The 13,581-nt window shown below is 38.4% G+C and carries 13 protein-coding genes; 6 read left to right on the top strand and 7 right to left on the bottom strand.

Annotated features, from left to right (window positions below; translation table 11 throughout):
* Window positions 1–2 precede the first annotated feature (2 nt).
* On the bottom strand, window positions 3–3,614 hold the full coding sequence (locus tag AC1RFD_RS02840) for a dynamin family protein (protein WP_054550789.1): 3,612 nt from the start codon (window positions 3,612–3,614) through the stop codon (window positions 3–5).
* A gap of 244 nt (window positions 3,615–3,858) precedes the next feature.
* Here AC1RFD_RS02840 and AC1RFD_RS02835 point away from each other — a divergent pair, with 244 nt between their 5' ends.
* Together AC1RFD_RS02835 and AC1RFD_RS02830 are read left to right on the top strand one after the other, a co-directional pair.
* Window positions 3,859–4,281 carry a DUF4183 domain-containing protein gene (locus tag AC1RFD_RS02835; RefSeq protein ID WP_054550788.1) on the top strand — a complete coding sequence of 141 codons (423 nt, stop codon included), beginning with the start codon at window positions 3,859–3,861 and terminating at the stop codon, window positions 4,279–4,281.
* A gap of 24 nt (window positions 4,282–4,305) precedes the next feature.
* On the top strand, window positions 4,306–4,626 hold the full coding sequence (locus tag AC1RFD_RS02830; protein WP_048390025.1) for a DUF4183 domain-containing protein: 321 nt from the start codon (window positions 4,306–4,308) through the stop codon (window positions 4,624–4,626).
* 40 nt (window positions 4,627–4,666) lie between these two features.
* On the opposite strand, the gene AC1RFD_RS02825 is transcribed toward AC1RFD_RS02830, so the two are convergent.
* From AC1RFD_RS02825 to pcp, 4 genes are read right to left on the bottom strand one after another with little or no spacing between them, the layout of a single operon-like run.
* Window positions 4,667–5,401, bottom strand: a complete 735-nt coding sequence (locus AC1RFD_RS02825; RefSeq protein ID WP_054550787.1) for a 5-oxoprolinase subunit PxpA — start codon at window positions 5,399–5,401, stop codon at window positions 4,667–4,669.
* On the bottom strand, window positions 5,401–6,264 hold the full coding sequence (locus AC1RFD_RS02820) for a 5-oxoprolinase subunit C family protein (RefSeq protein WP_492474469.1): 864 nt from the start codon (window positions 6,262–6,264) through the stop codon (window positions 5,401–5,403). The genes AC1RFD_RS02825 and AC1RFD_RS02820 overlap by 1 nt, the downstream gene beginning before the upstream one ends.
* Window positions 6,265–6,267: 3 nt before the next feature.
* Window positions 6,268–6,963 carry a 5-oxoprolinase subunit PxpB gene (gene pxpB, locus AC1RFD_RS02815; protein WP_288582658.1) on the bottom strand — a complete coding sequence of 232 codons (696 nt, stop codon included), beginning with the start codon at window positions 6,961–6,963 and terminating at the stop codon, window positions 6,268–6,270.
* Window positions 6,947–7,561 carry a pyroglutamyl-peptidase I gene (pcp, locus tag AC1RFD_RS02810; protein WP_054550784.1) on the bottom strand — a complete coding sequence of 205 codons (615 nt, stop codon included), beginning with the start codon at window positions 7,559–7,561 and terminating at the stop codon, window positions 6,947–6,949. Before pcp ends, pxpB begins: the two co-directional genes overlap by 17 nt.
* A 621-nt stretch (window positions 7,562–8,182) precedes the next feature.
* Here pcp and AC1RFD_RS02805 point away from each other — a divergent pair.
* The 4 genes from AC1RFD_RS02805 (at window position 8,183) to AC1RFD_RS02790 (ending at window position 11,248) form a co-directional block, all read left to right on the top strand.
* Entirely contained in the window at window positions 8,183–8,641 is a 459-nt protein-coding gene (locus AC1RFD_RS02805) for a chemotaxis protein CheX (protein ID WP_048390015.1), read from the top strand.
* Between the two features lie 320 nt (window positions 8,642–8,961).
* Window positions 8,962–9,084, top strand: coding sequence for a hypothetical protein (locus AC1RFD_RS02800; protein WP_009370491.1), 123 nt, complete (start codon window positions 8,962–8,964; stop codon window positions 9,082–9,084).
* Window positions 9,085–9,108: 24 nt separating this feature from the next.
* On the top strand, window positions 9,109–9,600 hold the full coding sequence (locus AC1RFD_RS02795; protein ID WP_004269330.1) for a cupredoxin domain-containing protein: 492 nt from the start codon (window positions 9,109–9,111) through the stop codon (window positions 9,598–9,600).
* On the top strand, window positions 9,587–11,248 hold the full coding sequence (locus tag AC1RFD_RS02790; RefSeq protein ID WP_048390013.1) for a b(o/a)3-type cytochrome-c oxidase subunit 1: 1,662 nt from the start codon (window positions 9,587–9,589) through the stop codon (window positions 11,246–11,248). Before AC1RFD_RS02795 ends, AC1RFD_RS02790 begins: the two co-directional genes overlap by 14 nt.
* 174 nt (window positions 11,249–11,422) lie before the next feature.
* Here the strand turns inward: AC1RFD_RS02790 and AC1RFD_RS02785 are convergent, their stop codons facing one another.
* Both AC1RFD_RS02785 and AC1RFD_RS02780 read right to left on the bottom strand, forming a co-directional pair.
* Window positions 11,423–11,689, bottom strand: coding sequence for a hypothetical protein (locus tag AC1RFD_RS02785; RefSeq protein WP_054550783.1), 267 nt, complete (start codon window positions 11,687–11,689; stop codon window positions 11,423–11,425).
* Between the two features lie 361 nt (window positions 11,690–12,050).
* Complete coding sequence (locus AC1RFD_RS02780) at window positions 12,051–13,547, bottom strand: carboxypeptidase M32 (RefSeq protein ID WP_054550782.1); 1,497 nt, start codon at window positions 13,545–13,547, stop codon at window positions 12,051–12,053.
* Between the last annotated feature and the right edge of the window lie 34 nt (window positions 13,548–13,581).

Raw genomic sequence — 13,581 nt, 5'->3', positions numbered from 1 at the left:
CCTCATGCGTATTGTAATTGTGCGTAAATCGCTTTCCAAGAAGCTAAACGACTCTCTTCTTGTAAGGCTAATCTTTCTGTGTCAATTTGTTCAAGCGCTTGATGATAAATATAGTAACGTAATTTTTCGGCTTCCTCTGCTATAAACGTAATCGCCCATGTCATGAGAGAAACTTTCTGTGCATCTAAATAGTCTTGTGCATCTGGCTTTGTTACAGCTTCTAGTGCCTCACTTAGCTTCACTTTTTCATTCTTTTCAAAGAAAGCTTTTTGATTGCGGAAATGAGATTTTACGCTAGCATATTTGGAAATATCCGCAAACGGTCCTTCAAAATCCAATAAATTTGGCTCAGAGGATTCAAAGGCTAGGAATGAGAAGCTTCGATTTAACTCTTTCAATTCGCGCACTTCATCTTTAAAACGTTGTTGCATCTTTTTGCTAATGAATTGCGATAAACGGAAGTTTGTTACACGCATTTCTTGAGTAAAATCAAAACGCAAGCTTTGCATCACTTCTTTTAATGCATGCTCCAATGCTTGTTGTGCGGGCATTGCAGCAAAGGTAGAAGGATTGTAGCCTTCCTTAAAGAACTCAGGGTAACGATAATAAACACGCTGAAGAACATAATAGAGTAGCTCATCAAGCTCCTGCTTTGTTTCACTCTCTAACATGCTCGTATTCAGCACACTGAACTTCGATTGAATATGTTGTTCAAGTGTTGCTAATTCCTCTAGTCGCTCATCTTTACGTTTTAAGTTTTCCTCTGTTTGGGCAATTAAATCCGCCAAACGTTGCTCTGTTTTATCAACTTCCTCTGCAAGAGCTTGAACGGCTAATGCACTCAATTCATCATTTAAGAATGTATGGAAGTCGCTTTCAAACGGTGGCATACCTGATGTTAAATCGGCACCTTCTACCTTTTCCTTCAACGCTAAAAGACTAGATACCCCATATAGTCTTGGGAAGCGAATGCCAAAGCGTTGTAACTCTGAGCGTACATAGCCTTTTACATCTTCCTGTTCTTCATCCGTTGTTGCCAAATCAATTGCATTGACAATAAAGAACATTTTATCTAGCTCAAATGCATCCTTCACACGACCAAGTTGAATTAAAAACTCTCGGTCAGCTTTGGCAAAGGCATGGTTATAGTACGTAATAAATAGGATGGCATCAGCATTACGAATATATTCAAATGCTACGCCTGTATGGCGGGCATTAATAGAGTCCGCTCCTGGCGTGTCAACAAGTGTCACGCCCATACGTGTTAATGGACTATCATAATAGAAGTCGATATTGTCAACAAAGCAAGATTTATTTTCTTGTGCTACAAATTTTTCAAACTCTTCACGGTCTACGCGGAGGATAGAACCAAACTCAGACTTAAAGGTTGGATAGCCTTCTTTATAGGCACGAATAAATGATTTATGAACATTTAAGCGTTCGTCCGTTAACTGCACTGCAAGCCCTTCATCAGCACGATTATAGGCTTCCTCCAATGTCGATACAGACAAACCAATCGCCGCATAGGAGCCTTGAATATCCTCTAGCATTTGTTCCGCAGTTTTAAGCTGTACATCCGCTGTTTCATGTGGGTGTTCAGGTGTAACTGGACGAATTTTATTGATGGCCGCAGTTGTTGGGTTTGGTGATACAGGTAACACCTTGGCTCCCATTAAAGCGTTTGAGAAGGAAGATTTCCCAGCACTAAATGCGCCAAACAATGCAATGGTAAAATCCTTTTTCTGTAGTCGTTCTACTTTATTTTCAAGGTATTGGGCTACTTCGGCAAAGCCTTGCACCTCTTTGACTGCATTGGCAGTATGGAGTGCACGGTTAATCACACCATCGATTGGTAGAGTCGTTGCACTAGTAGCTTGCTGAGCTTCCTCTTGTTGGATGATTTGCTCTTTTGGCTGCAACATGGACTCGTCAAATAGACGAATTTCTGCTAAATCTTGCTTAAATGATTGTTCCCAATTTGTAAGCTGTTGATTGGCAACTTTACGAATTTCATTGCTCGCTTGATGCATAGTGCTTGCACTATATTGCTGATAGCCTTCAATTTCAAGGACCGCATTAATGGCATCTACTTTGTCCTGCATACCCGCCATTTTTAATTTTGATGGTGCGGCAGTTTCTGTTGCTACAGCTTCAAGAGTTGTCGCTTGCGCATTTTTCCAGCTATCTGTCTCCTGAATGAAGTAGCGCTTTGTTGCTTCTGCGATACGGTTAGCGAAGTTTAACACAGCATCACCTGTTAAAATAGCGCCTGTTTGAACTTGCTGCTCAATCAATGAAAAAGGTAAGTCAAATACATAGGCATCAATAGCAGCGGCACGTTCCTCATTTAATGCACCAACGTCCTTCAATGCCTTTTTCATAAGACCTTTTAAATGCCCCGTGATTTGTGCATGGACCACATTTTGATAGGCACTATACGCATTTTCTTTACGTCTGTTTCGCTCTTCCTCTGTTTTTTTCTTTGCAGTAAAGAGCCCTCCAACTTTAAAGCCTTCCTGCATGCTTTCTAAATAAAGGCGTAAGTGATCGCGTAAATCAGCTGGCATAATTGCAGCATTCGCGAGCAAATCCTTACGTTGCTCCTCAAACGTTTCGTTCCAAGCTTCTACTGAAAATAATTCAACCTGACGATTTAATTTATTGTATTGCTCTAAAATATCTTGATGGTGTGCCCAGTCATCCGCACTTAAAATTTCTTCATCAATTGCTAAACGATCCTGTCTTTCTTCCATTAAATAATTGTCATGCTCGCTTTGCAATAAACGCAATGTATTCGTAGCTGTTTGTACAAGCTGCTCCTGCCAGTCATTCATACTGTCCATCACGATTTTCTTTACTGCCTCAAAATCATTATGTGGATGCTCTGGCTCTCTTAATGATGTAAAGAAAACACCCTTCGGTACAACACCCCATGCTGCAAAGGACTGATGAACAGTTGCTTTAAATTCCTCGAAGCTCAATTCATTATCCTTATGCTTATCAATCATATTGACAATTAAATAAACATTTGGATTATATTTCATTAATTGCTTTGTGAATTGGAAATTTAATTCCGACTGCACATGGTTGTAGTCCATTGTATAAAATACGATATCGGCAATATGTAGTGCTGATTCCGTTGACATGCGGTGTGCATCATCTGTGGAGTCTACCCCTGGCGTATCCATTACAGTGACACCTAGTGGTAGTGTAGAGGCACTGTGTCCAATCTCAATTTGTGACACTAAATCCCCATTTTTACTTAGCTCTTTTACTGTTTTAAAATCATAGCCAGCCTCAAATTTTACAGGCTTTTCATTGTGCATATAAACAATCGCATAGTCTTCCTCTGATTTATGAACTTTTACGATGTTTGCACTTGTTGGAATAGGACTAGATGCCAGCAGATTTTCACCAGACAGCGCATTAATCATACTGGACTTCCCTGCAGAGAAATGGCCTGCAAAGCCAATCACATACTCTTTTTGCTGAATTTTTCGAGCAAAAAGTGATGTTTTATCCATGCGCTCTGTATCACCATTATGCTGATAAATTATGTATTGCAAAGAGGCTTGCTTTAATAGCCCCTCCAATTGTTGTTCAAAATCTTTCATGAAACCAGTAACCCCTTTTTCATTAATTATTCATAATTAGTATTCTACCTTATTCAACTAGCAAAGTATAACACTAATTTAAAGCATATATGCCAACGTTTCCATCCTTACAAAAACATGTTTATACAAAAAATCTATGCCAAATGATAGATGGTCAACTAGTTCTTTTTATATTTACTTCATATTTTATAGTAAGCATATTCGGGGCAAAGTTATATTTTTTATGAAGGGAGTGTGATGCCATATGATAAATCCTAAGTCTCATCAAATCATTGAAAAATATTGTTCATGTAACTGTGAGGATCGATTTATCTGGCCCCGTATAAAAGCAACAAACGGAATACCCATTGATCCTCCTGAAAAAGTCCCTGAAGGTATGATTATACCAACGATCCAACGATATTTTTATATCGTTACAGCTGATCTTGATCTATCGAATGGGGCAACTCTTCCAGCCGATCTCTTTTGGAATGATGAAGCAAATTCCGTTACTGAGTTTACAATTTTTTCACCTAATGGTTACGTTAACCTTTATATTAATGCAGTAATGCAGGAAGGCGGTATTTATACGGTAACCCCAGCCTCCCTGACAATCGTACCTTATAATGCGACATTGTATAGAGGAACACCCATTATTATTGAATCGCTAGGCTTTACAACGAAATAAAGGAAATGAAAGGAGGTGAATTGGGTGGCACTTTCCATTATTAATATTCACGTCAATGTAACAGGTAGTTCTACAAGGTTTTTTAACGTCTTAGCTGCACCCCTTGTCATTGCAGATGGCACGACAGTCGCTGCAACAACGTTTTTAAATGATAGCGGTACAGCCGCAACAGCATTCCCAGAAGTCGCAAATGGATACTATAACTTATATATCAATGGTGTTCTTCAGGAGGGTGGTGCCTATACAGTTTCTACAACTGAAATAACGTTCAATACTGTCACAGGTACACTTTCTGCTGGTACGCCAATTGTGCTAGAAGCTGTGGAGCTAGTGACAACAATCTAAATAAAATGGATGCCTTATTTAAGGCATCCATTCTTACATTTTATTGTAATTGCTTTCTAAGACCTGCAATTTTTTTTGCAAAGTCTAGCGCATGTGGGCCATCTCCATGTATACATAAGGTTTGGACTGCCACTTTAATTTTTTTGGACTGGACCGATATCACTTCATTCGCAGTCAAAATTCCTTTTACATGCACTAGCATTTCCTCTTCAGATTGTATGAAGGCATTTGGCACCTGTCTGTTCACTAATGTGCCATCTTCGTTATAGCGTCGATCCGAAAAAACCTCCTCATATACTTGAAGCCCCTGGTCTCTAGCAATCTCTACGATGAGGCTACCAGATAAGCCATATAAAATAAGCTGCGGATTAAGATCATACACTGCATTGACTACAGCTAACGCTTTTTCACGGTCATTCGCACATTGATTATAGAGTGCGCCATGTGGTTTAACATGATGAAGCATACCATTTTCAATCTGTACAAATGCCTGTAAGGCACCAATTTGATAAACCATCATATCGTAAATTTCAGCTGGGCTACATTCCATGTTACGGCGACCAAATCCCTCTCGATCGGGATAGCTTGGATGTGCACCAATGTGAACGTTTTTACGAATGGCGCTGCGTACAATTTGATGCATGATTGAATGATGACCCGCATGATAGCCACAGGCAATGTTGATGGAAGTTACATAGTCTAATAGTTCTTCGTCCTTACCCGCGATAAAAGCATCATAGCTTTCACCCAGATCACAATTGATATCAATTGACATCATGGTTCCTCCAGTACAAAGTGAATTGTGTTAAACATACGCATTTGCGCTACTTTATGTAAATCTTCTTCATGAACTGTTGCAATAATAGGATAGCCTCCTACTGTTTGAGCATCAGCCATTAGGATAATGGGATTACCACTTTGAGGCACTTGGATTGTTCCGAACTGTGTAGCTTCTGATAGAATATCCTTCATCTCCTGAAATTGTAAGGTAGGTCCTTTGATGTAGTAGCCCATACGATTGCCGCCGATAAATTGAAAAGGATCTTGTAAAAATTGTCGCTGACTCTCCTCAGCAAATAAATGGAAATGCGGCCCTTTAAACAGTCGAACCGTAATCGAACTGTCAAAACGCGGACGATAGGGTGCATATAGCCCTCTATTATATTTTAAAGATGCTGATACCTGCCCATATAAAATACTTCCTTTTGTAATGCATGTTCCCAAATTCCCAAGTGGAAGGTAGGATTGGCTACCAAGCTCATCATTTGTACGAAAACCTCCTAACGGGGTTAAGTAAACAATAGAGCCCTGATGAACACTCTTGATAGATAATCTATCTCCCTTTGTTAAATAGAATGTTTTCCACATTTCGATTGGTACATGATTAACCAAGCATGTACTATGCCCCCCTGTTAATACATAAACACCATCAGCAAGCGCCTCAAATTCAAAACCACCCACAAACATTTCAAAAGACGTTTGATCATGGTGATGCTGTAAGATTCTTTGAGCTGCTTGATACGAACGGTAATCCATTGGTCCAGATAGCGGAATACCAAATGCCCGATAGCCGAACCTTCCTTTGTCTTGTAAGCTACCATACACCCCTAGTTTTGTTACGAGCAGAAGTGGCTCCAATTGCTACACTCCTTTGCTTTTTACTTCCCAAAATTGCTGTTTGGTTATTTCATAAAATTGAACTTCATCACCAAGTTCAAATAAAAATGGCTCTTTGCCATGAACATGAAATAAATCCAAAGGTGTTTTCCCTATAATATTCCAGCCTCCAGGTGAATCAACAGGATAGATGCCTGTTTGTCCACCACCAACCCCAACTGAACTCGCTGATACAGATGCCCTTGGTTTCTGTAAGCGGGGCACAAATAATTTAGCATCAAGCTCACCTAAGTAAGGAAAGCCTGGTAAAAAGCCGATTAAATAAACATAATAGCTTTTGGACATATGCAAAGTTTTAATATCCTCAAAAGGTAAACCTGTGAAATCCATGACACGCTTTTGATCTAAAGCAAATTCCTCATCATAGCAGACGGGTATTTTTAAAAGTCGATTCGTTCCTTTATCAATTGTTGTGGAGGCTTGCATCTCAAGCCACTGCGACCTTAAACGTTCAATATCTATTTTTTGTTTAATATAAGCTGTTACTGTATGGTAGCTTGCAACACTTTCAATTAGGTGATGCTGTAGCTGCTGTTTCAGAAACCGATTAAACGCTTGGACCGCGTGAAAGTTTGAGTGAGAAATTTCCTCTTTGAATGCAAAACGAATAGTATGTTGACTAATCCACATTGAATGAGGAAAATCAATGATTGGTTGCACGTGCCGTCTCCTCAATACAAAGCTGTACCGCAGCTACTAAATCTCTAATACTCCAGCCGGGAATTTTGCCATGTTGGATTGACAGCTCAAATGATGCTGGAATATGAATAAAGCCAGCACGAACCCCTTCATGTTGCTGTGCATAAGCGAGCCCCTCATACATAATGTTATTACATAAGTATGTACCCGCTGTATTAGAGATTTCCGCTGGATATCCTTCTGCCTGCAAACGATTTACCATACTGCGAATTGGTAAGTTTGTTAGATAAGCATCTGCCCCCTCCTCATGGATACGCTCATCAACTGGTGTATAGCCATTATTATCAGGCTCTCCGTCTTTCACATTAATAGCAATGCGCTCTGGTGTTACTTTAAAACGTCCTCCAGCCAATCCTAATGAAATAATGATTTGTGGTTTCACTTCTTCTATATGTTGTTTTAATTGCTCCGCTGATTGCTGAAAATCTACAGATAGAATTCGTCCGACGATATCATAGCAATCTATTTTCTTTCCGTTTAATTCTTCCACAATTTGCATTGTTGGATTTATTTTATAATCAAGAAATGGCTCAAACCCTGTTACTAATATTTTTGTCATATTTGTCACCTGATTTCTTTAAATAACCTTAAAGGTTTGCTTCATTTTACAATAGATTTCTGAAAAAACAAATATTTCCCACGAACAAAAACATGTAAAAAAGAAGAGACTCTTTCCCTACACTATTGGTAATATGGAAGAAAATTTTGTAGCCTAATTAATTGAAGCGGAGACAGCGTCATTCCTAGGAGATTAGTGTTACTGATCAGATTCTAGAGGGTAAGTTAAAATGGACACTGGCGTAACAGGAATCACCTCTCGCCTTGCTAAAGCCCTTTTCTGCACGTGCTATTTTCTTTTTTAACAACATGAAAAAAGTATGAAGCATAGCAGCTTCATACCCTTTTGTTTAGCTCTTATTTCAAATGTGCAGTTGCCTGGTTCATGACGTATTTTCCAACTCCAATATAGATCACTACAGCTGCTCCAATCAATACGAATGTCATTGCGAACCGCTCCTTCTTAGTTATTTTTCGTTAAGTTTTCAGACGTTTACATTGAATTTGAAAATCATTCTCATTAATATATTATAAATTTCATGTGAATTCGTCAAGACATACTTTCATCTTACCCTTTTTACATGGTAAGATGTAGAAAAGTCGGAAAAAGGATGCGGTAATGATGAGTAATTCGAAGTACTTTCAAACTATTTTAAACGGGACAATTCACGCTTTAAAAACCATTCTTCCTATGGATATAGAAGTAAAGTCGCCTAGTATTATTTCTGAACCCTTTCAACAACAACAAATGGGCGTATTAATTGGCTTAATCGGAGATTTAAAGGGACGCGTCATCATTGACTCCTCTCCCGAAGTGTTCAGCGGGATCGGTAGTACCATGTTCGGTATGCCGCTTGAAGGAGAAATGCTAGAATCCTTTACAGGGGAATTTGGTAACATGATTGCAGGAAATTTATGTACAGCTGTTGGGCAAGAAAGCTTAGAAATTGATATCACTCCGCCAACGGTGATGGTGGGCAATACAAAATTATATGGCTTTGAAAAGGCATTTGCTCTCCCAGTTTCGGTCCCAAGCGTCGGTGCCCTAACAGTTCTATTAACGATTGAGGAAGAAGAATAGAAAACAAGATTTGAGGAATGTTCCAAATAAGACATTGTATGCTCAAACAGACAGCACACATGCAAAAGATTTATCATTCGCACAAAAAAGAATGTACTTTCCTACCAATCTTTTATTTTTACTAAAATTAAGCAAAATATAGTACGATGACAAGCTATCTCAATGACTTTTGAGATAGCTTGTTTTTTTTTCTTCGTAATTCTTCACACTTTTTTCACATAATTCCTCTAGAAGTGTGATTTTTTTCACATCAAAATGCAGGGGATTTTTATATGATGACTGTAAGAAACACAACAATAAAAAGCGTAGGAGGAGCAAAAATGGCAAATAAAAAGAAGTCAGATGAAAATTTAAAAGGTTCACTCTATGCAGTTTTTGGAGTAGGTATTATCATCATTTTACTTTGGGTGTACTGCTTCGATTTGTTCATTGGACGGTTTTAATCTACGAAGAAGGGACAGAAATATATGCACATACATAAGTATGAGAAATACTGGCTTGTGTTTGGAGTTACCACTTTAGTGGCATTCCTGATCATTCTCGGTATCGGAGCATTTCATCAAGGCTCCCATCCAAACAATGGTAAAAAAACACTAGATTACGAGAAAGTGAAAGAGACAGCGCCTTTTGATAATCCAGGTGTCCATAAGGTTGAAGGTAAAGATTGGGATTACGAAGTGGTAGTAGTTGCTTCTGCATTCAATTATAATCCTCCACAAATTGAGGTTCCACTTGGTGCAAAAGTGAAATTTATCGCGACAAGCGAGGATGTTATGCATGGTTTTGAGGTTGCAGGTACGAATATCAATATGATGCTTGAGCCTGGCTATATTTCGGAATATGTAACAGAAGTCAATAAGGTCGGCGAGTTTTTAATCGTATGTAATGAGTATTGTGGTACAGGACATACGATGATGCACTCTATGCTAAAGGTGGTGGATTCAAATGAGTCACACTAATTCAATGACAAAAGTGGATCGTCGAGATGCAAAGCTAGCAATGGCACATATTTACGTGGCATTTATCGCATTGTTATTAGGTGGTCTTGCAGGTTTATTACAGGTTTTTGTACGTTCTGGTCAATTTACATTACCAGCAGGCATTGGTTATTATCAAGTATTAACAGTTCATGGTGTATTACTCGGTCTTATATTAACTACATTCTTTATTTACGGCTTCCAAATTGCAAGTGTAAGTCGAACATCTGGTACGTTCACTGATACTCAGAGAAGACTTGGCTGGATTGGTTTCTGGTTAATGACGATCGGTACAGCTGCTGCCGCAACGATGGTGTTATTGAATAAAGCAACTGTTCTTTATACATTCTATGCACCATTAAAGGCACATTGGATTTTCTATTTAGGTCTTACATTAGTCGTAGTTGGTTCTTGGGTTGGCGGCGCAGGTCAAATTTTACGTTATGTCCAGTGGCGCAAGGAAAATAAAGCGAGTGGACAACGCAGCCCGTTACTATCATTTATGGTAGTTGTTAATAATTTAATGTGGTTTGTGGCAACGCTTGGTGTTGCAGCTTCTGTTTTAATTCAATTGTTACCATGGTCCTTAGGTTTAATTGAACGTGTCGATGTGGCATTATCGCGTACACTTTTCTGGTATTTTGGTCATGCACTTGTATACTTCTGGTTATTACCTGCCTATATGGTATGGTACGTGATTATTCCAAAAGTAATTGGCGGGAAAATTTTCTCCGATTCTTTAGCAAGACTTTCGTTTATGCTGTTCTTACTCTTCTCTATTCCTGTTGGAATTCACCATCAGTTAACAGAGCCTGGTATTGATGGTACATGGAAGTTCATTCAAGTTGTTTTAACATTTGCTGTTATCGTACCTTCTCTCATGACAGCCTTCTCGATGTTTGCCATGTTCGAGTTACGCGGACGTGAATTAGGTGGCAAAGGACTATTTGGTTGGTTTAAAAAATTACCTTGGAAGGATGCTCGTTTCTTCGTACCATTTATCGGTATGGTGTCATTTATTCCAGGGGGTGCAGGCGGTATTGTCAATGCCTCTTATCAAATGAACCAATTAATTCATAATACCATTTGGGTTACAGGGCATTTCCATTTAACGATTGCAACAGCTGTTGTTTTAACTTACTTCGGTGCGGCATTCTGGTTAATTCCACATTTAACAGGTCGTACACTTTCGAAGTCTTTAAATAATCTTAGTAATTTCGCTGGTATCTTATGGGCTACTGGTATGACGATTATGTCTTCTGCAATGCATATTGCTGGTCTAATTGGTGCGCCTCGTCGCTCAGATTACTCAGAATATGGTGGCGCTCAGCAGGCTTACGATTGGATTCCTTATCAAATCGCGCAAGCTGTGGGTGGAACAATCCTCTTTATCGCCATCCTAGTGATCATTTATATCGTCGTGAAATTAGCTTGGTTCGCACCTAAAGGTGACGAAGAATTCCCTGTAGGTGATGTACATGAGCTTAGCGGTCCAACACCAGCTATTTTAGAAAACTTTAAAATATGGCTTGTTATTTTAGTAGCCTTAATTTTATTCGCTTACACAGTACCAATTATCGATATTATTTCAAACTCACCAGCCGGCTCTAAAGGCTATCAATTGTGGTAAGCATCCAAACGCATCTTCCTATAAAAAAGCGATTTCTCTGTAACGAGAAATCGCTTTTTTCACTTTATAATCAAAGCTTGCTCTTATTGAATGGCATCGATTAAATTTTTAAAGTTCGATAATTTTTGAAACTCTTGTTTTACAAAGCACCTCGTTAACTCAATTAGTAATACATTATTTAACCAACGTTTGAAGACTTATTAACACGGGGGCATACACAATTAGTGGAATAAGCAAAATTACTGCACCAATTTTTTTATTCCCCTTTTGTAATAGTAAAAGAGTAGTCAAGAAAAATAATGGATAAATAATAAAAGTAATTATTAATACACCATCAACTACTTGATACAATTTTCCTGTAAATGCACTTATGAATGGGATTGAAATCCATTCTAGTACGCAAAATGCAATAACCAATATCCACAACCATTTAAGTGTCACCATAATCACCCCTAAATTTTTAATTGGTCAAAAAGTAAAAACTATATACGGTTCATCATACATAAGCTACACAAATAAATATTTACTCAACAATCTGGCCAGATTGTTTAACACAATAGTTCAATTTAAAAATGACTCTTTATAATGTTGAACATTATATAAAAAATATTGATGTAACATGAAATGTAGCTTACTTTAAATCTTGACTTGTAATTTTAGTAGCCTTATTTATATTAGCTTACACAATTCCAATCTTCGAAATTATTTCAAATTCACCAGCGGGCTCAAAGGCTTTAAGCTTTGGTAAGAATATTTTCAAAGCAACAAGCGATTTCTCATTAGTAGAGAAATCGCTTGTTTTTTATAACTGATATAGCTTTGTATATTTTTCTTGTAAGTAGTCTGCCAGATACTTGGCATTTAAGCCTTCCCCTGTCGCTTCTTTCAGCAATTCAAATGGCTTTTTCAATGCTCCATATTGATGAACTTTTTCAGTTAGCCACTCTCGAATTGGCAGTAGCTCTCCCTTTTCTAGTAATTCATCAAAATTAGGAATATCCTTGTCCATTGCATGTTTCCACTGTGCTGCATAGATCATTCCTAACGCATAGGATGGGAAATAGCCAAACATGCCGCCTGACCAATGCATATCTTGGAGTACACCCTGTGCATCTGTCTCAGGGCGAATGCCTAAATATTCTTCGTACTTATCATTCCATACTTGTGGGAGATCCTTCGCCTGTAAATCGCCATTGAACAGGTCACGTTCAATTTCATAGCGAATCATGATATGTAATGGATATGTTAGTTCATCTGCTTCAATGCGAATCAATGATGGTTCTACCATATTAATGGCACGTAAAAAATCGGCTAACGCTACATCACCAAATTGAACTGGTGAGAAGTGTTGAAGGCGCTCATAGTTATGCTCCCAAAATTTCTCATTTCTGCCGACAAAGTTTTCATAAAATAATGATTGTGATTCATGAATCCCCATCGATGTACCAGTCGCTAATGGCAGTCCTGCAAGTTTTTCATCAATATTTTGCTCATACATCGCATGTCCACATTCATGAATTGTGCCAAAAATAGCTGAACGGAAATCATTTTCATCATATTTAGTTGTAATACGAGCGTCACCATAGTTTAAGCCAATCATGAAAGGATGGACACTTTCATCCAAGCGACCAGCATCGAAGTCATAGCCGAGCTGAGCAAGCAATTCTAACGATAATTCACGCTGTGCCTCACGCGGGAAATGCTTAAATAACATGGTAGTATCGGGTTTATTCGATGAATGAGCAATTTTTTGAACAAGCGTCACAATAGACTCTCGTAATTCACCAAATACTTGATCTACGACATCTGTTGTCATATCTGGCTCATATAAATCTAGTAATGTATTGTATGGAGATCCATTTTTAATGCCCCAATATTGAATGAATTTTTTCTGCCATTGTATGATTTCTTCTAGGTATGGTAGGAATAGAGCAAAATTATTCTTCGCCTTCGCTTCTTCCCAAGCCGTTTCTGCCTTCGATTGAAGAATGACGAATTCTTTATATTCATTCGCAGGGATTTTTTTATTTTGATCGTAATTCTTTCTTACTTCTTCTACTAAACGTAGTGTTACATAGTCAAGATCAGCTTTTTGTGCCTCTAATGCTGCTAGAAGCTCTCCTAGTTCCTCACTCGTCTGCATATCAAATAAGGAGGCTGATAATGTACCAATTACCTCAGAACGTTGTGCTAACCCCTTTTTCGGTGCACCCGTCCGCATATCCCAATAAATCACATTGAGCGCTTCCTCATAATGCTGCATTTTCTTCACATAGTCTGTAAATTGTTGAACAGTCATGCATTCATCCTCCTTTTCACGTTATAAGTTTATC

This window comes from Lysinibacillus sp. GW823-FHT02G10 (genome assembly GCF_058797135.1).
This window is presented reverse-complemented; position numbering and strand designations above follow the sequence as displayed.

Coding starts and splice junctions, on each gene's coding strand:
- pcp (WP_054550784.1), bottom strand. CDS start 7,561: ATGACAAAAATATTAGTAACAGGGTTTGAGCCATTTCTTGATTATAAA.
- AC1RFD_RS02800 (WP_009370491.1), top strand. CDS start 8,962: ATGGCAAATAAAAAGAAGTCAGATGAAAATTTAAAAGGTTCACTCTAT.
- AC1RFD_RS02790 (WP_048390013.1), top strand. CDS start 9,587: ATGAGTCACACTAATTCAATGACAAAAGTGGATCGTCGAGATGCAAAG.
- AC1RFD_RS02840 (WP_054550789.1), bottom strand. CDS start 3,614: ATGAAAGATTTTGAACAACAATTGGAGGGGCTATTAAAGCAAGCCTCT.
- AC1RFD_RS02780 (WP_054550782.1), bottom strand. CDS start 13,547: ATGACTGTTCAACAATTTACAGACTATGTGAAGAAAATGCAGCATTAT.
- AC1RFD_RS02805 (WP_048390015.1), top strand. CDS start 8,183: ATGAGTAATTCGAAGTACTTTCAAACTATTTTAAACGGGACAATTCAC.
- AC1RFD_RS02825 (WP_054550787.1), bottom strand. CDS start 5,401: ATGTCAATTGATATCAATTGTGATCTGGGTGAAAGCTATGATGCTTTT.
- AC1RFD_RS02835 (WP_054550788.1), top strand. CDS start 3,859: ATGATAAATCCTAAGTCTCATCAAATCATTGAAAAATATTGTTCATGT.
- AC1RFD_RS02795 (WP_004269330.1), top strand. CDS start 9,109: ATGCACATACATAAGTATGAGAAATACTGGCTTGTGTTTGGAGTTACC.